General features: G+C 63.4%; 19 protein-coding genes and 1 tRNA gene. 14 read left to right on the top strand and 6 right to left on the bottom strand.

Going from position 1 to position 20,450, the window contains the following annotated elements:
- Nucleotides 1–112: 112 nt before the first annotated feature.
- The 5 genes from NMB38_RS04790 to NMB38_RS04770 all read left to right on the top strand — a co-directional run bounded on the left by NMB38_RS04790 (nt 113) and on the right by NMB38_RS04770 (nt 5,534).
- Entirely contained in the window at nt 113–1,402 is a 1,290-nt protein-coding gene (locus NMB38_RS04790; RefSeq protein ID WP_028687231.1) for an OprD family porin, read from the top strand.
- 32 nt (nt 1,403–1,434) lie between these two features.
- Nucleotides 1,435–2,415 carry a Bug family tripartite tricarboxylate transporter substrate binding protein gene (locus NMB38_RS04785; RefSeq protein WP_028687230.1) on the top strand — a complete coding sequence of 327 codons (981 nt, stop codon included), beginning with the start codon at nt 1,435–1,437 and terminating at the stop codon, nt 2,413–2,415.
- 115 nt (nt 2,416–2,530) lie between these two features.
- Entirely contained in the window at nt 2,531–2,989 is a 459-nt protein-coding gene (locus tag NMB38_RS04780; protein WP_049696475.1) for a tripartite tricarboxylate transporter TctB family protein, read from the top strand.
- Nucleotides 2,990–2,992: 3 nt separating this feature from the next.
- Nucleotides 2,993–4,507, top strand: coding sequence for a tripartite tricarboxylate transporter permease (locus tag NMB38_RS04775; RefSeq protein ID WP_023534356.1), 1,515 nt, complete (start codon nt 2,993–2,995; stop codon nt 4,505–4,507).
- Nucleotides 4,500–5,534, top strand: a complete 1,035-nt coding sequence (locus NMB38_RS04770; protein WP_088522933.1) for an AbrB family transcriptional regulator — start codon at nt 4,500–4,502, stop codon at nt 5,532–5,534. The genes NMB38_RS04775 and NMB38_RS04770 overlap by 8 nt, the downstream gene beginning before the upstream one ends.
- Nucleotides 5,535–5,562: 28 nt before the next feature.
- On the opposite strand, the gene ung is transcribed toward NMB38_RS04770, so the two are convergent.
- Nucleotides 5,563–6,255 carry a uracil-DNA glycosylase gene (gene ung, locus NMB38_RS04765; protein ID WP_490805844.1) on the bottom strand — a complete coding sequence of 231 codons (693 nt, stop codon included), beginning with the start codon at nt 6,253–6,255 and terminating at the stop codon, nt 5,563–5,565.
- Nucleotides 6,256–6,381: 126 nt separating this feature from the next.
- Between ung and dspII the strand changes: the two genes are divergently transcribed.
- Complete coding sequence (gene dspII / locus NMB38_RS04760; protein ID WP_027914563.1) at nt 6,382–7,488, top strand: enoyl-CoA hydratase/isomerase DspII; 1,107 nt, start codon at nt 6,382–6,384, stop codon at nt 7,486–7,488.
- A gap of 33 nt (nt 7,489–7,521) precedes the next feature.
- On the opposite strand, the gene NMB38_RS04755 is transcribed toward dspII, so the two are convergent.
- Nucleotides 7,522–7,932 carry a hypothetical protein gene (locus NMB38_RS04755; RefSeq protein WP_027914562.1) on the bottom strand — a complete coding sequence of 137 codons (411 nt, stop codon included), beginning with the start codon at nt 7,930–7,932 and terminating at the stop codon, nt 7,522–7,524.
- A 215-nt stretch (nt 7,933–8,147) separates the two neighbouring features.
- Here NMB38_RS04755 and NMB38_RS04750 point away from each other — a divergent pair, with 215 nt between their 5' ends.
- The 4 genes from NMB38_RS04750 (at nt 8,148) to NMB38_RS04735 (ending at nt 10,713) form a co-directional block, all read left to right on the top strand.
- Complete coding sequence (locus tag NMB38_RS04750) at nt 8,148–9,620, top strand: sensor domain-containing diguanylate cyclase (RefSeq protein WP_027914561.1); 1,473 nt, start codon at nt 8,148–8,150, stop codon at nt 9,618–9,620.
- A 1-nt stretch (nt 9,621) separates the two neighbouring features.
- The gene (locus tag NMB38_RS04745) at nt 9,622–9,846 is read left to right on the top strand and encodes a cysteine-rich CWC family protein (protein ID WP_028687227.1); all 225 of its coding nucleotides are present in this window, start codon (nt 9,622–9,624) and stop codon (nt 9,844–9,846) included.
- On the top strand, nt 9,836–10,528 hold the full coding sequence (locus tag NMB38_RS04740; RefSeq protein ID WP_128610795.1) for a pseudouridine synthase: 693 nt from the start codon (nt 9,836–9,838) through the stop codon (nt 10,526–10,528). Before NMB38_RS04745 ends, NMB38_RS04740 begins: the two co-directional genes overlap by 11 nt.
- Before the next feature lie 111 nt (nt 10,529–10,639).
- Nucleotides 10,640–10,713, top strand: a tRNA-Gly gene (locus tag NMB38_RS04735).
- Between the two features lie 48 nt (nt 10,714–10,761).
- On the opposite strand, the gene NMB38_RS04730 is transcribed toward NMB38_RS04735, so the two are convergent.
- Together NMB38_RS04730 and NMB38_RS04725 are read right to left on the bottom strand one after the other, a co-directional pair.
- On the bottom strand, nt 10,762–11,196 hold the full coding sequence (locus tag NMB38_RS04730; RefSeq protein ID WP_173645883.1) for an HhH-GDP family DNA glycosylase: 435 nt from the start codon (nt 11,194–11,196) through the stop codon (nt 10,762–10,764).
- Complete coding sequence (locus NMB38_RS04725) at nt 11,193–11,417, bottom strand: DUF2188 domain-containing protein (protein WP_027914557.1); 225 nt, start codon at nt 11,415–11,417, stop codon at nt 11,193–11,195. The genes NMB38_RS04730 and NMB38_RS04725 overlap by 4 nt, the downstream gene beginning before the upstream one ends.
- A 252-nt stretch (nt 11,418–11,669) precedes the next feature.
- On the opposite strand from NMB38_RS04725, the gene NMB38_RS04720 reads away from it, so the two are divergent.
- Nucleotides 11,670–12,680 (top strand): DUF4917 family protein, encoded by a 1,011-nt coding sequence (locus NMB38_RS04720; RefSeq protein WP_027914556.1) that lies wholly within the window; start codon nt 11,670–11,672, stop codon nt 12,678–12,680.
- Between the two features lie 81 nt (nt 12,681–12,761).
- On the opposite strand, the gene NMB38_RS04715 is transcribed toward NMB38_RS04720, so the two are convergent.
- Nucleotides 12,762–13,967: a class I SAM-dependent methyltransferase gene (locus NMB38_RS04715; RefSeq protein ID WP_049696478.1), complete on the bottom strand. Its 1,206-nt coding sequence runs from the start codon at nt 13,965–13,967 to the stop codon at nt 12,762–12,764.
- Nucleotides 13,968–14,033: 66 nt separating this feature from the next.
- The gene (locus NMB38_RS04710) at nt 14,034–14,651 is read right to left on the bottom strand and encodes a membrane protein (RefSeq protein ID WP_049696479.1); all 618 of its coding nucleotides are present in this window, start codon (nt 14,649–14,651) and stop codon (nt 14,034–14,036) included.
- A 185-nt stretch (nt 14,652–14,836) separates the two neighbouring features.
- Here NMB38_RS04710 and bglX point away from each other — a divergent pair, with 185 nt between their 5' ends.
- The 3 genes from bglX (at nt 14,837) to NMB38_RS04695 (ending at nt 20,318) form a co-directional block, all read left to right on the top strand.
- The gene (bglX, locus tag NMB38_RS04705; RefSeq protein WP_059183286.1) at nt 14,837–17,128 is read left to right on the top strand and encodes a beta-glucosidase BglX; all 2,292 of its coding nucleotides are present in this window, start codon (nt 14,837–14,839) and stop codon (nt 17,126–17,128) included.
- Nucleotides 17,129–17,232: 104 nt separating this feature from the next.
- The gene (locus NMB38_RS04700; RefSeq protein WP_049696481.1) at nt 17,233–18,990 is read left to right on the top strand and encodes a sensor histidine kinase; all 1,758 of its coding nucleotides are present in this window, start codon (nt 17,233–17,235) and stop codon (nt 18,988–18,990) included.
- Nucleotides 18,984–20,318, top strand: coding sequence for a sigma-54-dependent transcriptional regulator (locus NMB38_RS04695; RefSeq protein WP_323157607.1), 1,335 nt, complete (start codon nt 18,984–18,986; stop codon nt 20,316–20,318). The genes NMB38_RS04700 and NMB38_RS04695 overlap by 7 nt, the downstream gene beginning before the upstream one ends.
- Nucleotides 20,319–20,450 lie beyond the last annotated feature (132 nt).

Raw genomic sequence — 20,450 nt, 5'->3', positions numbered from 1 at the left:
TGAAAGGTTAGCGAAAGGTTCGTTACCTAGCATCGCACCACGGTCGCCCCGAGCGCCGAATAAAGCACCAGCAAGGTGCAATCGAATAAGAACAAGAAACGGAGCCACAACGATGCTGTCATTGCAGCCGCAGGCGCTCGCACCTGCTCGTTCCCTCGCCGCACGCCCCAGCGCCATCGCCAGCGCCCTCGCGCTCGCCGGCGTCGCCCCGCTCAGCCAGGCCGCCTTCTTCGAAGACAGCACGGCCACCTTCGAAACCCGCAACATGTACTTCAATCGCGACTTTCGCGATGGCACCAGTGCGCAACAATCCAAGCGCGACGAATGGGCCCAGGGGTTCATGCTCAACCTCGAATCCGGTTACACCGAAGGTACCGTAGGCTTCGGCGTGGATGCGCTGGGCATGATGGGCATCAAGCTCGATTCAAGCCCTGACCGTACCGGCAGTGGCCTGCTGCCCACCCATGACAATGGCAAGGCTGCCGACGAGTACTCAAAGCTCGGCCTGACCGCCAAGGCCAAGATTTCCAAGACCGAACTGAAGATCGGCACCCTGATCCCTTCCCTGCCCACCCTGCGCCCCAACGATGGCCGCATTCTGCCGCAAACCTTCGAAGGCGGTCTGCTCACCTCCAAGGAAATCAAGGGCCTGACCTTCACTGGTGGGCGCCTGGACAAGGCAAAGGACCGTGACGACACCAACTGGGAAGACCTGGCACTGAACAACAAGAACGGCCGCTTCGGTGGCTCGTTCAGCGCAGACAACCTGTCGCTGGCGGGGCTGGACTATCAGTTCAGCGACCGGTTGACCGGCAGCTATCACTTCGCCCAACTGGATGACATCTACCGCCAGCACTTCATCGGCCTGCTCGCCACCCAAGCCGTAGGCCCAGGCGCACTGGCCTTCGACCTGCGCCTGGCGCTGAGCGATGACGCAGGGGCTGCCAGGGCCGGCAGCATCGACAACACCACCTTCAACGGCATGGTCAGTTATGCCCTGGGTGGGCACAAGTTCAGCGCCGGCTGGCAGCAGCTGACCGGCGACAGCGCGTTCCCCTATGTCGATGGCGCCGACCCCTACCTGGTCAACTTCGTCCAGATCAACGACTTCGCCAATGCCGACGAGCGCTCCTGGCAGGCCCGCTACGACTACAACTTTGCCGCACTCGGCGTGCCTGGCCTGACGTTCCTGACCCGCTATATCAGCGGCGACAACGTCAGCCGTGCCAGCGGTGGCGAGGGCAAGGAATGGGAGCGTGATACCGAGCTGAAATACGTGGTGCAGAACGGCCCGCTCAAAAACGTGGCGGTGCGCCTGCGAAACGCGACCTTCCGCTCCAATTTCGCCCGTGACGCCGACGAAGTGCGGCTGCTGGTGAGCTACAGCGTCGCCCTGTGGTAACCCGATAACAACAACGCCTACGGAGATAGACCATGACCTTTTCACTGCGCCGTATCGTACTGGCAACCGGCTGCCTGCTGCTGGCAGGCAATGCCCTGGCCGCCGAACCCAAACGCCCCGAATGCATCGCCCCGGCCTCGCCTGGCGGCGGCTTCGACCTGACCTGCAAGCTGGTGCAAAGCGCCTTGGTGCAGGAGAAGATCCTGAGCAAGCCCATGCGCGTGACCTACATGCCTGGCGGTGTCGGCGCTGTGGCCTACAACGCGGTAGTAGCCCAACGCCCAGCCGATGCCGGGACCCTGGTGGCCTGGTCGAGCGGTTCGCTGCTGAACCTGGCCCAGGGCAAGTTCGGTCGCTTCGATGAAAATGCAGTGAAATGGCTGGCTGCCGTCGGTACCAGCTACGGCGCGATCGCAGTCAAGAGCGACTCGCCCTACAAAACCCTCGACGACCTGGTCGCGGCGCTGAAGAAAGATCCGAGCAAGGTGGTGATCGGCTCCGGCGGCACCGTAGGCAGCCAGGACTGGATGCAAACCGCCCTGATCGCCAAGGCTGCCGGCATCAACCCACGCGACCTGCGCTACGTGGCACTTGAAGGCGGCGGCGAAATCGCCACGGCATTGCTCGGCGGCCATATCCAGGTAGGCTCCACCGACATCTCCGACTCCATGCCGCACATCGAGAGCGGCAACATGCGCCTGCTGGCCGTGTTCTCGGAAAAACGCCTGGACGACCCGGCCATGAAGGACATCCCCACTGCCAAGGAACAGGGCTATGACATCGTCTGGCCTGTGGTGCGCGGCTTCTACCTCGGCCCGAAAGTGAGCGACGAAGACTACGCCTGGTGGAAAGCCTCGTTCGACAAGATGCTGGCCTCCGAAGACTTCGCCAAATTGCGTGACCAGCGTGAGCTGTTCCCCTTCGCCATGACGGGTGAAGAGCTCGATGGCTACGTCAAGAAGCAAGTCGCTGACTACAAGATGCTGGCCAAGGAATTCGGCCTGGTGCAGTAACCCAGTCTGCCGGTTTTTCCTGGCAGGAGCAGGCAGACGCTGCCGTGCATGGCCTGGGCCTTGGCCCAGGTTCACGGGTGTGCCGCTCCCATCGCTACTTACCGAGGATTCCTCCATGATCCTGCAACGCATCTTCGCCCTGATTCTGCTGGCCGTGTGCGCCGCCCTGGCCGTGATGGCCTGGCCGTATCAGGCGGCGTTTTCCTATGAGCCGGTAGGCCCACGTGCCTACCCGCTGCTGATGCTCGGCCTGATGAGCCTGGGCTTGCTGTACATGGCGATCCGCCCCACGCCGATCGTGCACAAGGACGACGAGCCGGCGCTGGACAAGGCGACCCTGACCAAGATCGCCGCCTGCATTGGCCTGCTGCTGATTTTCGCGACCACCTTCGAGTCCCTTGGCTTCATCCTCAGCGCCATCCTGGCCGGTGTGCCCATGGCGCGCCTGTATGGCGGTCGCTGGCTGCACAGCGTCATCGTCGTGGTTGGCATGAGCCTTTTCCTCTACTGGCTGTTCGACCGCGTCATGGACGTGCCCCTGCCCCTTGGCCTGCTGAGCGTACTGGAGAACTGACACATGGATACCTTGAGCTACCTGGGCCAGGGCTTCGGCGTCGCCCTGTCCCCTTACAACCTGGTCACTGCCCTGTCCGGCACGCTGATCGGTACCGTCGTCGGCCTGCTGCCGGGCCTGGGCCCGATCAATGGCGTGGCCCTGCTGATTCCCATCGCCTTCGCCCTGGGCCTGCCTCCGGAGTCGGCGCTGATCCTGCTGGCTGCGGTGTACCTGGGCTGCGAGTACGGTGGGCGAATCAGCTCGATCCTGCTGAACATCCCGGGCGAAGCGTCGACCGTGATGACCACCCTGGACGGCTACCCGATGGCACGCCAGGGTCTGGCGGGCGTGGCCCTGTCCCTGTCGGCCTGGAGCTCGTTCATCGGCGCTTTCATCGCCACCTGCGGCATGGTGCTGTTCGCCCCGCTGCTGGCCAAGTGGGCAATCGCCTTCGGCCCGGCCGAGTATTTCGTGCTGATGGTGTTCGCCATTGTCGCCCTGGGCGGTATGGCCGGCGACAAGCCGCTCAAGACCTTCATCGCCGCCTTGATCGGCCTGTTTTTGTCGGCGGTGGGCATCGACGCCAACAGTGGCGTGTACCGCTTCACCGGTGACAGCGTGCACTTGGCCGACGGCATTCAGTTCGTCGTGCTGGTGCTGGGCCTGTTCTCGATCAGCGAAATTCTGTTGCTGCTGGAAAAGACCCACCACGGCCACCAGGCAGTCAAGGCCACCGGGCGCATGCTGTTCAACTTCAAGGAAGCGGCGTCGGTGTTCGCGGTGAACATTCGCTGCGGCCTGCTGGGCTTCGTGATGGGCGTGTTACCAGGCGCAGGTGCCACGCTGGCCAGTGCGGTGGCCTACATGACCGAAAAACGCATGGCCGGTGCCAGCGGCAAGTTCGGCAAGGGTGACGCCCGTGGCCTGGCTGCACCGGAAACGGCCATCGGCGCCTCCTGCTGTGGCGCCCTGGTGCCCATGCTGACCCTTGGCGTACCGGGTTCGGGAACCACGGCGGTGATGATCGGCGCGCTGACCCTCTACAACATCACCCCTGGCCCGCTGCTGTTCGAACAGCAACCTGACATCGTCTGGGGCCTGATCGCGTCGCTGTTCATCGCCAACATCATGCTGGTGATCCTGAACATCCCGATGATCCGCATCTTCACCCGCATCCTGGCCGTACCGAACTGGGCCCTGGTGCCGGTGATCGCCATCATCACCGGGATCGGCGTCTACGCCGTGCATGCCACCACCTTCGACCTGTTCCTGATGGTCGGCATCGGCATCATGGGCTATATCCTGCGCAAGCTGGACTTCCCGCTGTCGCCGATTCTGCTGGGCTTCATTCTGGGTGGCCTGATGGAGCAGAACCTGCGCCGTGCATTGTCGATTTCCAATGGCGAGCTGGGCATTCTCTGGTCGAGCCCGATCAGCATGGGTGTCTGGGCACTGGTAGCGCTCATGCTCGCGCTGCCCATGGTGCGCATCTGGCGCAAACGCAGCCTGCAGCGCCGGGCCATGGCCGATGCCTGATCGCGCGTTGCCGCTGTACTGGGCAACTGGGCTGGTCGGCCTTGCTGGCGGTTTCGCCGCCAGCAAGGTCGGCTGGCCTTTGCCGTGGATGGTCGGCTCGCTGCTGGCGATCATCGCGGTACGTTGCCTGAGCCCTTGGCAGTTGCCAGAGATACCCAATGGCCGGCGCTGCGGGCAATGCATCATCGGCCTGGGCATCGGCCTGCACTTCACGCCCCAGGTCATCGAGCAAGTGGGCAGCCATTTCGCCCTGATCTTCTTCGGCGCCTTGTTCACCACGGTCTCAAGCGTGCTTGGCGTGTGGTTGTTGCGCCGCTCGGGTGAGGACCGCGCCACCGCGTTCTTTGCCAGCATGCCAGGCGGCTCCGGTGAAATGGTCAACCTGGGTGCGCGCAATGGCGCGGTACTGAGCCAGGTAGCCGCAGCCCAGAGCCTGCGCGTGCTGGCCGTGGTGCTGTGCGTGCCGGCGCTGTTCAAGCTGCTGCTGGGCGATGGCGTAGCGCTCAACCACACCGGCAGCGTCAGCTGGGCCTGGCTGGCCCTCATCGCACCGCTGGGGGTGGCCGCCGGGTGGCTCTGGCAGCGGCTGCAACAGCCCAACCCATGGCTGTTCGGGCCACTGCTGGTGGCAGCCACCTTCAGCCTGGCCGCCGACTTGCAGATTGCCCTGCCCAATGGCGCCAGTCAGATCGGCCAATGGCTGATCGGCAGCGGCCTGGCCTGCCACTTCAACCGTGCGTTCTTCCGCCGAGCCCCGGCATTTCTGGGACGCACGCTGGTGGCGACTGCCTTGAGCATGGCCCTGGCTGGCGCTGCCGCCTGGGGCTTGAGCCTGCTGACAGCCTTGGACCTGCGCTCACTGACGCTGGGCATGATGCCCGGGGGCATCGCTGAAATGAGCCTGACCGCCGAAACGCTGCAACTGTCGGTGCCCCTGGTGACCGCTTTGCAAGTGATGCGCCTGCTCTTCGTGCTGTTCCTGGCCGAGCCCCTGTTCCGTTACTGGATGAGCAAGCGGCCCTCATGACCTGTGGGGCCTGACGGCCCCGCCTGGCTCACAGCGGTGGCAACGCCCAGTTGATGGGCGCTAGCCCGCGCTGCTCGAGAAAACCGTTGGCACGGCTGAAATGTCCACAGCCAAGAAAACCGCGGTACGCCGACAACGGCGAGGGGTGCACAGACTTGAGCACCAGGTGCTTGGTGCCGTCGATCAGCTTCTGCTTGCTCTGCGCATGGGAGCCCCACAGCAGAAACACCACATGCTCGCACTGTTCGCTGACCACCTCGATGATACGGTCGGTGAAGAACTCCCAGCCTTTCTTGGCATGGGATGCCGCGTTGCCCCGCTCCACGGTCATGGTGGTATTGAGCAGCAACACACCCTGCTCGGCCCAGCTTTGCAGGTAGCCATGGTTGGGGATGGGAATATTCAGATCGCGATGCAGCTCCTTGTAGATGTTCACCAGCGACGGCGGCGTCGGCACGCCAGGCTGCACCGAGAAGCACAGGCCATGGGCCTGCCCTGGGCCGTGGTACGGGTCCTGGCCGAGGATCACCACCTTGACCTGATCCAGGGGGGTGGAGTTGAGTGCATTGAAGATCAGCGGGCCAGGCGGGTAGATCTGCTTGCCGACGGCATATTCACCACGCAGGAACTCGCGCAATTGCTGCATGTAAGGCTGCTCGAACTCGGCACGCAAGGCGGCTTTCCAACTGGGCTCGAGTTTGATGCGATCGTCGTCAGTCATGTGGGCTTCCGTAAACAATGGGGCGACACTAGGGGTGACACCGACGCTTGTCAAACGATCCGACCAGTGCCCGGCGGGATCGACCAGGCAGGCCATACTTGAGCGGTGACCTGAATGAGGTAAGCCATGAGCATTCACTGCCAAGTCCTGACAGGCGCCGACGGCGCTCGCCTGGGCATCGTCACCCTCGATGCGCCAAGGGCGCTCAATGCCCTCGACCTGCCAATGATAGAGACGCTGGCCGAGCAGTTGCACAGCTGGGCGCAAGACCCGGGCATCGCCTGTGTGCTGCTGCGTGGCAATGGCGCCAAGGCCTTCTGCGCCGGTGGCGACGTGCGGGCGCTGGCCCAGGCGTGCCGCGAGCAGCCTGGCAGCGTGCCACCGCTGGCCGCGTCGTTCTTTGCCGCCGAATATCGCCTGGACCATGCCCTGCACACTTATCCCAAGCCGCTGCTGTGCTGGGGCCATGGCCATGTGCTGGGCGGCGGCATGGGTTTGCTTCAGGGCGCCAACGTACGCATCGTGACCCCCAGCAGCGTATTGGCCATGCCAGAGATCAGCATTGGTCTGTACCCCGATGTTGGGGCCAGTTGGTACCTGGCCCGCTTGCCGGGCAAGCTGGGGTTGTTCCTGGGGCTCACCGGTGCGCCTGTCAATGCGCGCGATGCGCTGGACCTGGGGCTGGCCGACCGCTTCATGGGCGAAGACCGACAAGCGGCGTTGATCGATGAACTGCTGCAGGTGAACTGGCAGGAGCAGACCGCGCTCCAGCTCAACAGCCTGTTCAGGGCTGAGGAGCATTGTGCCCGCCAAACGCTACCCACAGCCCAGTGGTTGCCGCGCCGCGCGCTCATCGACGCATTGCTCGATGTCACCTGCGCAGGCGCTGCCTGGCGGGCCGTGGCGGGCCTGCGCCAGCACGAGGACCCACTGCTCTCGGCAGCCGCCGAGCGCATGCTGGCGGGCTGCCCGCTGACGGCTCATCTGGTGTGGGAGCAGATCCGTCGGGCCCGGTACTTGTCACTGGCGCAGGTGCTGCAGATGGAGTACGCCATGAGCCTGAACTGCTGTCGCCACCCTGAGTTCAGCGAAGGGGTGCGCGCACGCCTGCTGGACAAGGATCACCAGCCACGCTGGCACTGGCCGGATGTGGACCATGTGCCCGCAGCCGTGGTACAGGCACACTTCCAAGCACCCTGGGAAGGCCATCACCCACTGTCGGACCTGCACTAGCGGCGCGTAAGTGACAGGGTGCTTGTCACCTGATCAGTGTCCTCGTCCACGCCTGTCACCCCAGCCGCCTTGATGTCGACCTCCATCCTGATAGCGCGGGCCATCGTTGCGGTAGTCGTGCCGGTCACGGTCACGCCTGTAGTCCCAGCGCTGGCGATGACCATAATCGTAGCGCGGGTTGCCGTGCCAGCGGCGCACGTCGGGCGGCGGCAACGGTCGGTAGCCGGGCGGCGCATGGTAACGAGGCACCGGTTGGTAGTAGTAGCGCGGTTGTGGCGCCACCGGATAACGACCGTAGCGGTAATAGCCGGGCGCGTAGCCAGGCGAGACATACCGGTCCGTGACGTAATAGTCGGAGCGGTAGTAGGTCGACCGTCCAGCGTACGGCGCACAGGCGCCAAGCGTCAGCCCGAGCAGGGCCACAAGCAGAATTCGATAGGACATAGGCGGCCTCCCGGACCGCTGAGGTGCCCGCACAGCGAACGCTGCCGAGCGTCGATGCACAACACGTTGATCGACATGGAATCAGACAAGCGTCAACTCGTGCAGTGCCATACTGGTAATAATTTGATACAGCTGCAGCTTCCAAACAAAATCTTGCAGTTATTTAGTGCCCAGAACACTAGAATGTGCGGCCCGGCACACATCATGGGAAGATCATGCCTTCACGCTCCGCTCCGTCATCGCAGCGTTCGTTAATCGCCGCCCTGCTGATGCTGCTGGCCTGCGGTTTCCTCGCCACGTCGCTGCTGAGTTATTTCTCCTCGCGCAGCGCCATACGTGACGGCATCATCAATACCGAACTGCCCCTGACTTCCGACACGGTTTATTCGGAAATCCAGAAAGACCTGATCCGCCCTGTTCTGATCGCATCGATGATGGCCCAGGACACCTTCCTGCGTGACTGGGTGCTGGCCGGTGAGCAGGATGCCCAGCGCATGACCCGCTACCTGGGCGAGGTGACGGGCAAGCAGGACATCTTCACGTCCTTTTTCGTCTCCGAACGCACGCTGACCTACTACCAGGCCAAGGGCGTGCTTAAGCAGGTCCAGCCCCAGGCCTGGCGTGATGCCTGGTACTTCCGCCTGCGCGACCAGGCAGCGCCTTACGAGATCAATGTAGACCTGGACATGGCCAACCAGGACAACCTCACCGTGTTCATCAACTACAAGGTGCACGACTATCAGCAGCGCTTCATCGGCGCTGCGGGGGTAGGGCTGAGCGTTTCGACCGTGGTCAGGATGATCGACCAGTACCAACATCGCTATCAGCGATCCGTGGTCTTCGTCGACGCCCAGGGCAAGGTGTTGATGACAGGCTCGGGTGGTGGCCCGCAGGGCCTGCGCGTCGGCCAGTCGCTGGTCGACAGCCCAGACCTGGGCGGCGTGCTCGCACACCAGCCGGTGCCTGGCGAGGGCAGTCATGAATACCGTGACCTTGCAGGCCACAGCCATTTTCTGAACGTACGCCACTTGCCGGAACTGGACTGGTACCTGCTGGTGGACAAGCGCGAGACCGGGGCGCTGGACCGGATTCGTCATTCGCTGTACCTGAACCTGGCGATCTGCGCCATGATCACCCTCGTGGTGGTGGCCCTGGTGCATGCGATGGTGCGCCGCCACCAGGCCAGCACCGAAGCCCTGGCCACGCTCGACAGCCTGACCGGGCTGCCCAACCGACGCAGCTTCGACCTGCTGGCCGCCCAGGCGCTGCGCGAGGCCCAGCGTGACAACAGTCCGCTGGTGGCGTTGCTGATCGACCTGGACCACTTCAAAGTGCTCAACGACACCTATGGTCACCTGGCAGGCGACGAAGTGCTGCGCCAATTTGCCAATGTCCTGCAAGGCAGCATTCGCCAGTCCGATATACTCTGCCGCTGGGGAGGCGAGGAGTTCATCGTGCTGCTGCGTGAGGCCGATGCTTGCCAGGCGAACGAGGCTGCCGAAAAGATCCGGCGCCGCGCCGAGCAACTGACCTTCAGTTACGAAGACCAGCCGCTGCGCCTGACCACCAGCATCGGGGTCAGCCACCTGAAGTCAGGCGACACGTTGCATACCCTCCTGACCCGCGCCGACGGCGCCCTCTATCGTGCCAAACAGGCTGGCCGCAACCGTGTCTGCACTGAAACCTGATATGAACGACGATCAATACTGCCCCGCCTGCGGTGCCCTTAACCAGTGCACCCTGGCCGACCCTGCCCAGGCCACCCAGGCCTGCTGGTGCTTCAGTGTGCGCATCGACCCGGCCGTGCTGCAGGCCCTGCCTGCCGAACTGCGCGACCGTGCCTGCCTGTGCCCAAGCTGCGCGGGCGTCGAGGCCCAATTGGCATCGCCTGCTGGTTTCACCCATGCGCCTTGATCGTTTTCTTGCCAACCTGCCGACCTGCAACCGCCAGCATGCGCGCCTGATGCTGGCTCAACGTCGCGTGCGCGTCGATGGCCAGGTAACCAGCGACCCGCTGACGGAAGTGCGGGCGTTCAGCCGGGTCGAGCTGGACGATGAGGTGCTGCAGGCGGGCCACCCGCCACGCTACCTGATGCTGCACAAGCCGGCCGGTTGCGTCAGCGCCACCCACGACCCCCAGCATCCGACCGTCATGGACTTGCTGCCCGACGCGCTTGCGCAGGGTCTGCATATTGCCGGGCGCCTGGACTTCAATACTACCGGGCTGATGATCCTGACCAACGATGGCCAGTGGTCCCGGCGGCTGACCCAACCCACCACCAAGCTGCCCAAGCATTACCTGGTCGAAACCCAGGACGAGATCGGCGAGCACTACGTGGCCCGGTTTCAGGAGGGTTTCCACTTTGCTTTCGAAAACCTGACGACACAACCGGCCGACCTGCAGATCCTCGGGCCGCGCCTGGCCCGGCTCGCCATCGTCGAAGGGCGCTATCATCAGGTCAAACGCATGTTCGGGTTCTACGACAATAAGGTGGTCAAGCTGCACCGGGAGCGCATGGGCGCCATCGCGCTGGACCTGGACCTGCCGCCAGGGGAATACCGTGAACTCACGCGCGAGGAAATCGCTGCCGTGTAGGCGAGCCTTAGGCGCATGGAGGGGAGCACGGGAAAACGGAGGGAAATGACGTTTTTTTATAACGCGGGCTTCTAATTTGCCGAACGTTCTGGTAAAAAGTGCAGCTCAGATGCGGGTATAGTTTAGTGGCAAAACGAAAGCTTCCCAAGCTTTAGTTGAGGGTTCGATTCCCTCTACCCGCTCCACCTTCAAGCCAGCGTTCACATGGCTTACGCTTCCTCTACCGCCCATCCTCATTGCGCACGTTGATGCTGCAGTACCGGCGCCGCTTCCCGCATGAAAATCTCGAGCGTCTTGGGCCCCACGCCTTCAAACCTCAGCAGCCAAGCGTTTACGTGCGCCATGTCCACTGCGTCGTCCAGCAGCACGTGGTCCATTTCCGCTTCAAGCCCTTTGCCCAACCGATGCAGCCGCCGGGCCGTGGATTCGTCGTAGCGTGCGTAACCGGCCTGACCCAGCAGCTTCACCAACGTGTGATGCGGGCACCTCGCCAGCTTGCCCGGTGTGTCCAGGCCGTGGGTATCGACCAGTACCTGATAGGCCTGGACCGCGACACTGGCGCGAATGCGCTTGCCGATCAGAAAGCTTGCAAGCAACCACTTGTAGAGGCCGCGCCCATGGCACTGGTGCATGTCGATGCCAAGCAGCGCGGCGCTGATCGGTATCAACCCTTGGTGCGCCGCGGGTCAGCGGCACGTGGGTAGGTGCGCTCTTCCTCGAGGGTGCCATCGGCCTTGTGGATCTTAACCGAGGCGGTCTTGCCCTCAAAGAAGGTGGCCAGCGACCCCACCAGTTCTTGCTTGGTAGCGCTGTGTTTCGAGGCACGCGCAGCACCTGCCTTCTTCAGTTCCCACCCGTCGTTGGCAGGGCTTACATGATAGGTGTCCATGAGGGATCTCCTGTTCAAGTAAAAGACATGACGATCTATGTGTCGGTGTGGCCGATGCTGGCTAGGCACTGCACCGTGACCACTCAATACCTTGGAGGGAATGAAGTCCGCTCGTGTTCACTTTCAATCCTCTGCAGATGCCCTCACCCTCACCAATGCCCCCTACACGGCGCTGCCAGCTCTGGCACGGCGCACTCATGACCTGGGCTTGGCGTGGTAAAGTCTGCCGGATCCCGCTTTACGGACTTCAGCATGCCCGCACTCGACGCCACTCTCCCCGCCTGGTCAGACCTTGCCGACCAGTACCCCTGCGAAACCCTACTGGTCGGCAACGGCGCAAGCCGGGCCTTCTGGAAGCCGTTCGGGTACTTCTCGCTGTATGAGGAGGCGCAACGGGCCGGGCGCAAAAAGGGCTTGGCCATCAGCGATCAGGCCTTGTTCAAGTCGTTGGGCACTGAGCTGTTCGAACCGGTGCTGACCGCCCTCAACACTACGGTGCGCACCAACGCTGCGCTGGCCATCAACTCGACAGCGCCGCTTAACCGCTATTACTCCATCAAGGAGGCGCTGATCCACGCCGTGCGCACCGTGCACATGCCCTGGTCGGCCATGCCCGAAGCCGCCCTGACCACCCTCAACCAGGCCCTGCGCGGCTACCGCAACGTCTATACCAGCAACTATGACCTGCTGCTGGTCTGGGCCGTGCAGCACGACCCGAAGGGCTTCGCCGAATTGTTCGACGAGCAGGGTTTTTTCGACGTGCGCCGAACGACGGATAAAGGCACTCGGGTGCTGCACCTGCACGGTGGCATGCACCTGCTCAAGCTGCCTGACGGCACCACCCGGCAACGCAGTGCAAGCAGCGCTGAAATGCTCGAAGGGTTCGCCGTGAATGTGCCAGGTGAAGTGCCGCTGTTCGTCAACGAAGAGCGCAGCGACGAAAAACTGCGTGCCATCCGGCATTCGGACTACCTCAGCTGGAGCCTCGGCCAGTTGGCCGGTGAACACCAAGGCATGTGCCTGTTCGGCCAGCATCTGGACAGCAACGACCGGCACCTGCTCGAAGCCATTCGCTCAGCCCGGCCCAGCCACCTGGCCATTGCCATACGCCCATTGGGAGAGGCATCGGTCATCAATCAGAAGCGTCATTTCACCAGCCGCTTCGAAGACATGCCGGACACGGCCCTGCACTTCTTCGACGCCCAGACGCATCCGCTGGGGCTGGCAAGCACGACTGTGCAATTGATTGCTCAAGCTGAGTGATCAAGCATGCCTGCAGCATCAGAACGCGCTCATGAGCAGCGAAGCAAGGATGAGCATATCCAAGGCTGGAGCGCATCAGGTTCAAAGCAAACCATCCGCCCGCAGCAACGTTTCAAGGCAATGCGCCTTCACGCCATAGAACGCCTTGAGCTGTTCTATCTTTTCCAGCAAGGCTGACTGATCCGCTGGCTGGCGCCGCTTGACGGCCAGGATCATCTTGTTCTTGTTGGTGTGCTCCAACGATATGAACTCGAACACCTTGGTCTCGTAGCCGCAGGCCTCCAGGTACAGTGCGCGCAGACTGTCGGTGAGCATTTCGGCCTGCTGGCCCAGGTGCAGGCCATATTGCAGCATCGGCTGCAACAGACCTGGGCTGTGCAACTGCGGGCGGATCTGCTTGTGGCAGCACGGTGAGCACATGATGATCGCCGCGTTGCAGCGGATGCCGGTATGGATGGCGTAGTCGGTCGCCACGTCGCAGGCGTGCAGGGCGATCATCACCTCGATGGCATCGGGCACCACGCTGCGCACATCCCCGCATTGAAACTCGAGCCCTGGGTGTTCGAGCCGCGCGGCGGCAGCGTTGCACAGCTCGACCATGTCCTGGCGCAGCTCCACCCCCGTTACCTGGGCATCGCGGCCCAGCGTATTGCGCAGGTAATCGTGCATGGCGAAGGTCAGATAGCCCTTGCCCGAGCCGAAGTCGGCCACCCGCAAGCGCTGCTCGCTCGACAAGGGCGCATTGGCCAGGGCGTGGTCGAAAACCTCGATGAACTTGTTGATCTGCTTCCACTTGCGCGACATCGAAGGGATCAGTGCGCCCTGGCCATCCGTTACGCCAAGGTCACGCAAAAACGGTCGGGCAATGTCCAGGTAGCGCTTTTTCTCGCGGTCATGCCCGTTGCTGCCAACGGTTTCCCGGGGCGCCTGGGCGCCATGACGCTGCAGCATGGGCTTGCCCTTCTTGCTGAAGGTCAATTGCAGCTCACCCTCTGCATCGAACAGGTGAGCGTTGCGAAAATGTTCTGGCAGCAGCTCGGCGATGCATTGCAGAGCATCATCGAGCGGCAGGTTGCGGGTGATATCGCGGGTCTGGTGACGGTAGACCAGGGACAGGTTCGCCTGACCCTTGACCAGCAAGGGCTTGGCGATGATGCGTTGCAGGGTCGGGTCGGTGCCCACAGGCCGCGCCAGGACCAGCTTGACCACAGTGTTGCCCTGCAAGCCGGTGCGAAGCAGGTCGAGAAACTGGACGCGCGCATCCGGTGGAGTAGAAAGGGCAGACATGGGCAAACGGTACCTCCAATAGCGGGGGCCGTATTCTACACCCCAGCGCAGTCGGCCAGGGTTGCGTTAGTCGAGGATTACCAGCGGCTGGGGCAAACGCCTGCACGCAAGCGCGCGTGGCGCCTGCTGGCCAAGGAGAAGGCCGCACGCCTCGACGCACTCGATCATTCCCTGCAAGGTTTGCCCCTGGCGAACCTGGCTGGCTAGACGGTCAGTGAGCGCGACCCGCACCGCGTCATCAAGGCAAAGCGCGACCTGCTTGTCCATCAGCAACCGTGCGTACTGCTCGGCCTCGCTGACGAAAATCATGACGCATCCGGCACCTGTAAAGGCCTGAGCGCCAAGGTCGAGAAATTGACGAGTGGCCAGACGCGACGCTCGCCAGCGGCGCCAGGCCCGCGGTACGGTCAAGCGTTCCAGGCGCGGGCTGCGCAACAGCACGCACAGGCCTACGAACAGCAGCACGTTGGCGACGATCAGGCCGCGCACGCTGGGCCAGCCCAGCACCCCGTGCAGCAAGCCTGGCAGCGCCAGCGCCAGCACGGCTGACCAGAATAGTGGGAAATACGCGTAATCATCGGCGCGGCGGGCGAGCACTGCCAGCAACGCGACATCCGTGCGCCGGCCAACACCGGCCATGGCTTCAGCGAGCTGACGCTGGTAGTAGGGTTCAAGCGGGGTCATGCCGTGTTCTCGTGAGCGTTCTTATAGTTGTTTTCCCGGTGTACGGGGCTTCGTCAGCACGCGACGGATTCAGGCATAATCCGCCGCAGGAAGATCTGCGTGCAAATCGTACAACAACAGCCGCCCGAAAACTTCGCCCGTGCGTGTGTCACCGTTGACCGTGCATCGGCCCCCTTACGGAATTCATGATGAAACTGTCTCTGCTGGGCCTGGCCATGGGCCTCGTCAGCCAGGCGGCTGTCGCCGCCACTTCCGCGCCGCCGCTCGAGAACAAACAGGCCTTCATCGACCATCTGATCAGCCAGATGACCGAGGCCGAAAAAATCGGGCAGTTGCGCCTGATCAGCATCAGCCCCGAAATGCCCCGGGAGAAGATCCGCGAGGAGATCGCCGCCGGACGCATCGGAGGCACGTTCAATTCGCGCACGGCACCGGAAAACCGGCCAATGCAGGACGCGGCCATGCGCAGCCGGTTGAAGATCCCGATGTTCTTCGCCTACGACACGGTACATGGCGAGCGCACCATCTTCCCCATCGGCCTGGGCATGGCCGCCACCTGGGACATGGACGCCGTCGCCAAGGTCGGCCGCACGGCGGCCATCGAAGCGGCTGCCGACGCACTGGACATGACCTTCGCGCCGATGGTCGACATCGCCCGGGATCCTCGCTGGGGTCGCACCAGCGAGGGCTTTGGCGAAGACACGTACCTGACGGCGAAGATCGGCCAGGTGATGGTCCGCGCGTTCCAGGGCAGCAGCCCGGCCAACCCGGACAGCATCATGGCCATCGTCAAGCATTTCGCCCTTTACGGTGCGGTGGAAGGCGGGCGTGACTACAACACGGTCGATATGAGCCTGCCGAAGATGTACAACGATTACCTGCCGCCCTACCGCGCTGCGATCGACGCCGGCGCCGGTGGGGTGATGGTTGCGCTGAACTCGATCAACGGCGTGCCGGCCACCTCCAACACCTGGCTGATGAACGACGTGCTGCGCAAGGAGTGGGGGTTCAAGGGCGTTACCATCAGCGATCATGGCGCTATCCAGGAGCTGATCCGCCATGGCGTGGCGCGCGACGGTCGCGAGGCTGCCAAACTCGCGATCAAGGCGGGCATCGACATGAGCATGAACGACACCTTGTACGGCGAAGAGCTACCAGGGTTGCTCAAGGCGGGCGACGTGAGCCAGGCGGAGCTGGATCAGGCCGTACGCGAAGTGCTGGGCGCCAAGTACGACATGGGCCTGTTCAAGAACCCCTACGTGCGCATCGGCGCGGCGCAGAACGACCTCAAGGACTACTACGGCGAGGATCGCCTGCACCGCGACGCCGCGCGCGACGTGGCGCGCCGCAGCCTGGTGCTGCTGGAAAACCGCAAGCAGACACTGCCGCTGAGCAAAGACGCCACCATCGCCCTGGTCGGTCCCCTTGCCGACGCACCGATCGACATGATGGGCAGCTGGGCGGCCGACGGGCGGCCCAACCACTCGGTCACGGTGCGCGAAGGGCTGCGCCGCGCCATCGAGGGCAAGGGCAAGCTGGTCTACGCCAAGGGCTCCAACGTCACCGGTGACAAGGCCATTCTCGACTACCTGAACTTCCTCAACTTCGATGCGCCGGAAATCGTCGACGACCCTCGACCACCTGCAGTGCTCATCGACGAAGCGGTCAAGGCCGCGCAGCAGGCGGATGTGGTCGTGGCCGTGGTCGGCGAATCGCGCGGCATGTCCCATGAATCTTCCAGCCGCACTTCGCTGCAGGTGCCGGCCAACCAGCGCGCGTTGATCGAGGCCTTGAAGGCCACCGGTAAACCGCTGGTACTGGTACTGATGAATGGCCGGCCGCTGTCCATCGGCTGGGAGCGCGAGCAGGCCGACGCCCTGCTCGAAACCTGGTTCGCCGGTACCGAAGGCGGTAACGCCATCGCCGACGTGCTGTTCGGCGACTACAACCCCTCCGGCAAGCTACCGATCACGTTCCCACGTTCGGTCGGGCAGATTCCTATGTACTACAACCACACCCGTATCGGTCGTCCGTTCACGCCTGGCAAACCCGGCAACTACACCTCGCAGTACTTCGAAGAACCCAATGGGCCGCTGTATCCTTTCGGCTACGGCCTGAGCTACAGCACGTTCGAACTGTCGGGGCTCGCGCTTTCAGGCAACAAGCTCAAGCGCGGGGACACGTTGCAAGCCAGCGTCGTGGTGCGCAATACCGGCAAGGTGGCCGGCGAGACGGTGGTTCAGCTGTACGTGCAGGATGTGTCCGCCTCGATGAGTCGCCCGGTCAAGGAGTTGAAGAACTTCCAGAAGCTCATGCTCAAACCCGGCGAAACACGGACCGTGACCTTCAGCATCAGCGAAGAAGACTTGAAGTTCTACAATGGCCAGCTGCAGCGCGTTGCCGAGCCCGGGACCTTCAACGTCCAGGTGGGCCTGGATTCCGAGGCGGTGCAACAACAGGGCTTTGAACTGCTGTAAGTGTCGACCCTTGACGGCCATTTCGCGGAGAGACCGGAGCGGCGGTGCAGCGCTCCGGTTCCGCCAAAGCGGGCCCCTTCCCCACCCATGCGGATCTGCTCCCAATGCCTTTTTCCTTTCGCGCCCTGCGTCTGGGCCTGATCACCCTGGTGATCGTGCTGGGTACCGTGCTTTGTGCCAGTTGGGCCATGCACCAGGCCAAACGCCAGGCCATGGAGGCGGACGCCCGCCGGGCCAGCCAGCAACTGGGGCTGTACGCCAATGCCTTGCACACCCTCATCGACCGCTATCGGGCCCTGCCAGCGGTGCTGGCCCTGGACCCGGAACTGATCGACGCGTTGCGCGGCCCGGTCCAGGAGCAAACGCAGGCTGCCCTGAACCGCAAACTCGAGCGCATCAACGGTGCAGCCAACTCCTCCACCCTCGAACTGCTCGACCGCAACGGGCTGGCCGTGGCGGCCAGCAACTGGCGGCTGCCAACCAGTTACGTGGGCTCCAACTACGGCTTTCGCCCTTATTTCAAGCAAACCCGTAGCCTGGGTAACGGCCGTTTCTATGCCGTTGGCGTGACCAGCGGGGTGCCCGGCTACTTTCTGTCCAGCGCGGTGAATGACGAACAGGGCCGTTTTCTCGGCGCCATGGTGGTCAAGCTGGAATTTCCCGAGCTCGAGCGAGAATGGCGCCAGGGCAGCGACATCCTGCTGGTCAGCGATGCCCGTGGCATTACCTTCATTGCCAACCAGGACGGCTGGCGCTACCGGGAATTGCGCCCGCTGGACGGCGCCGACCGGGCCGAACTGGCGCAGACCCGCCAGTACGACAAACACCCGCTGATACCGCTGATGCACCAGGTGCTGACGCGTTTCGCTGAAAACAGCACACTCAGCCGGGTGCAGGCACCGCAAGGCGAGACCGAGTTCCTGTGGGAAAGCCTGCCGCTGGAAAGCGAGCAATGGACCCTGCACCTGCTGCGCAGGCCCCAGGTCGGTACCGACGCGCGCAATGCTGGCCTGGGTGCTGCAGCGGTATGGTTGAGCCTGGTATTCGCTGCTTTGCTGGTCAGCCAGCGCCTGCGCCTGTCGCGCCTGCGCCAACGCAGCCGCGAGGAGCTCGAGCGCCAGGTCGAGGAGCGCACCCGCGAGCTGCGCACGGCTCAGGAAGGCCTGGTGCAAACGGCCAAGCTGGCTGCCCTGGGGCAGATGTCCGCTGCCATGGCGCACGAAATCAACCAGCCCCTCACGACCCAGCGCATGCAGCTTGAAACCCTGAAACTGCTGCTGGACCACGGACGTTACGACGAGGCTCGCCAGGCCCTGGAGCCGCTGGAGCAGATGTTGACGCGCATGGCGTCGCTGACCGGGCACTTGAAGACGTTTGCCCGTAACAGCCCCGGTGGCTTGCGCGAGCGCCTGGACTTGGCCGGCGTTGTCGACCAGGCGCTGGATTTGTTGCAGGCACGCCTGCATGCCCTGGACGTGCAGTTGGCCCTGTACCTGGCGCGTCCGGCGTGGGTGCGCGGCGACGCCATCCGCTTGGAACAGGTGCTGATCAACCTGCTGAGCAACGCGTTGGACGCCATGGCAGACAAGCGCTACCGGCGCCTGGAAATCCGCATCGAGCCCGATGCGCAGCACTGGCGCTTGAGCGTGCTCGATTCGGGGGGCGGCATCGCGGCCGAGGACCTGCCCAGGATCTTCGACCCCTTCTTCACCACCAAGCCCGTAGGGGACGGCCTGGGCTTGGGCCTGGCGATCTCCTATGGCATCGTGCACGACGCCGGTGGGCAGCTGCTGGCCGAAAACGTACCGGGCGGCGCGCGCCTGAGCATCACCTTGCCTCGCGATCAGGAGCCTGCATGTTGAACTCAGTGATGGTCATAGACGATGAAGCCAGTATCCGTACGGCAGTCGAGCAATGGCTGAGCCTGTCGGGCTTCGAGGTCCAGGTCTTTGCTCGTGCCGATGACGGCCTGGTGCACATCGGCCGGGACTATCCAGGCGTGATCATCAGCGACGTGCGCATGCCTGGCATGGACGGCCTGCAACTGCTCGAACGGCTGCAGGCCGACGATCCGGACCTGCCTGTGATCCTGCTCACCGGTCACGGTGACGTGCCCATGGCGGTCGAGGCCATGCGCAGCGGCGCCTACGATTTCCTGGAAAAGCCCTTCACCCCCCAGCACCTGCTCGGCAGCCTTCGCCGGGCGTTGGAAAAACGCCAATTGGTGCTGGAAAATCGACGCCTGCATCAGCAGGCAGACCTCAGGACGCGCCTTGAAACCACGCTGCTTGGGGTATCACCAGGCATGCAGCAGTTGCGCCGCCAGGTACTGGATTTGGCCGCGTTGCCGGTGAACGTGCTGATTCGCGGCGAAACCGGCAGCGGCAAGGAGCAGGTCGCCCGCTGCCTGCACGACTTTGGCCCACGCGCCAGCAAACCTTTCGTTGCGCTCAACTGCGCGGCCATTCCCGAAGCCTTGTTCGAGGCCGAGCTGTTCGGCCATGAAAGCGGCGCCTTCACCGGCGCCCAGGGCAAACGCATCGGCAGGCTGGAATATGCCGATGGTGGCACGGTCTTTCTCGATGAAATCGAAAGCATGCCCCTGGCGCAACAGGCCAAGTTGCTGCGGGTGATCCAGGACCAGAAGATCGAGCGCCTGGGTGCGAATCAGAGCATCCGCGTAGACCTGCGCATTATTGCCGCCACCAAGCCCGACCTGTTCGACGAAGCCCGGGCCGGACGCTTTCGAGAGGACTTGGCCTACCGCCTGAACGTTGCAGAGCTGCGCCTGCCGCCCCTACGGGAACGGCGGGAAGACATCGTCCTGTTGTTCGAGCATTTCGCACAGGCAGCCGCGTCCCGGATTGGCCGTACGGCCCTGCCGCAGTCGGGCCCGCAGTTGGCTCAACTGCTGACCCATGATTGGCCAGGCAATGTGCGTGAACTGGCCAACGCGGCGGAGCGCCACGTGCTGGGGCTCGGTTCGCCCACGCCAGAACAGGCGCCTGCCGGGCAGTCGTTGGCTGAGCGCGTGGAAGCATTCGAGGCGCAGTGCCTGCGTGCTTCACTGCGCCAACATGCCGGTGAGATCAAGGCGGTGATGCAGGACCTGCAAATGCCCCGCCGTACCTTGAACGAGAAAATGCAGCGTCATGGGCTGGTTCGGGACGAATTCGTCAACGCACCGTAAGCGGAAACTCGCCGACGTCTACGCCCTAATGAGCGGGATCTTGCCTATGCAGGTGAACTGGCCTGCCGCGGATCTCTCCCACAGTGCGTCGCGCGTTCGGCGCAACGCCATGATTCATACGGGTTTCACACA

It is taken from the genome of Pseudomonas sp. FBCC-B35 (genome assembly GCF_059133755.1).
Note: the sequence above shows the minus strand (reverse complement) of the source record. Positions and strands in the feature narration are given on the sequence as shown.

Excerpts from the sequence above, each read along its gene's own strand:
- NMB38_RS04750 (WP_027914561.1), top strand. The coding sequence starts at position 8,148 with ATGCCTTCACGCTCCGCTCCGTCATCGCAGCGTTCGTTAATCGCCGCC.
- NMB38_RS04710 (WP_049696479.1), bottom strand. The coding sequence starts at position 14,651 with ATGACCCCGCTTGAACCCTACTACCAGCGTCAGCTCGCTGAAGCCATG.
- NMB38_RS04775 (WP_023534356.1), top strand. The coding sequence starts at position 2,993 with ATGGATACCTTGAGCTACCTGGGCCAGGGCTTCGGCGTCGCCCTGTCC.
- NMB38_RS04695 (WP_323157607.1), top strand. The coding sequence starts at position 18,984 with ATGTTGAACTCAGTGATGGTCATAGACGATGAAGCCAGTATCCGTACG.
- NMB38_RS04725 (WP_027914557.1), bottom strand. The coding sequence starts at position 11,417 with ATGGACACCTATCATGTAAGCCCTGCCAACGACGGGTGGGAACTGAAG.
- NMB38_RS04715 (WP_049696478.1), bottom strand. The coding sequence starts at position 13,967 with ATGTCTGCCCTTTCTACTCCACCGGATGCGCGCGTCCAGTTTCTCGAC.
- NMB38_RS04745 (WP_028687227.1), top strand. The coding sequence starts at position 9,622 with ATGAACGACGATCAATACTGCCCCGCCTGCGGTGCCCTTAACCAGTGC.
- NMB38_RS04770 (WP_088522933.1), top strand. The coding sequence starts at position 4,500 with ATGCCTGATCGCGCGTTGCCGCTGTACTGGGCAACTGGGCTGGTCGGC.
- NMB38_RS04780 (WP_049696475.1), top strand. The coding sequence starts at position 2,531 with ATGATCCTGCAACGCATCTTCGCCCTGATTCTGCTGGCCGTGTGCGCC.
- bglX (WP_059183286.1), top strand. The coding sequence starts at position 14,837 with ATGATGAAACTGTCTCTGCTGGGCCTGGCCATGGGCCTCGTCAGCCAG.
- NMB38_RS04740 (WP_128610795.1), top strand. The coding sequence starts at position 9,836 with ATGCGCCTTGATCGTTTTCTTGCCAACCTGCCGACCTGCAACCGCCAG.
- dspII (WP_027914563.1), top strand. The coding sequence starts at position 6,382 with ATGAGCATTCACTGCCAAGTCCTGACAGGCGCCGACGGCGCTCGCCTG.
- NMB38_RS04720 (WP_027914556.1), top strand. The coding sequence starts at position 11,670 with ATGCCCGCACTCGACGCCACTCTCCCCGCCTGGTCAGACCTTGCCGAC.
- NMB38_RS04790 (WP_028687231.1), top strand. The coding sequence starts at position 113 with ATGCTGTCATTGCAGCCGCAGGCGCTCGCACCTGCTCGTTCCCTCGCC.
- NMB38_RS04700 (WP_049696481.1), top strand. The coding sequence starts at position 17,233 with ATGCCTTTTTCCTTTCGCGCCCTGCGTCTGGGCCTGATCACCCTGGTG.
- NMB38_RS04785 (WP_028687230.1), top strand. The coding sequence starts at position 1,435 with ATGACCTTTTCACTGCGCCGTATCGTACTGGCAACCGGCTGCCTGCTG.
- NMB38_RS04755 (WP_027914562.1), bottom strand. The coding sequence starts at position 7,932 with ATGTCCTATCGAATTCTGCTTGTGGCCCTGCTCGGGCTGACGCTTGGC.
- ung (WP_490805844.1), bottom strand. The coding sequence starts at position 6,255 with ATGACTGACGACGATCGCATCAAACTCGAGCCCAGTTGGAAAGCCGCC.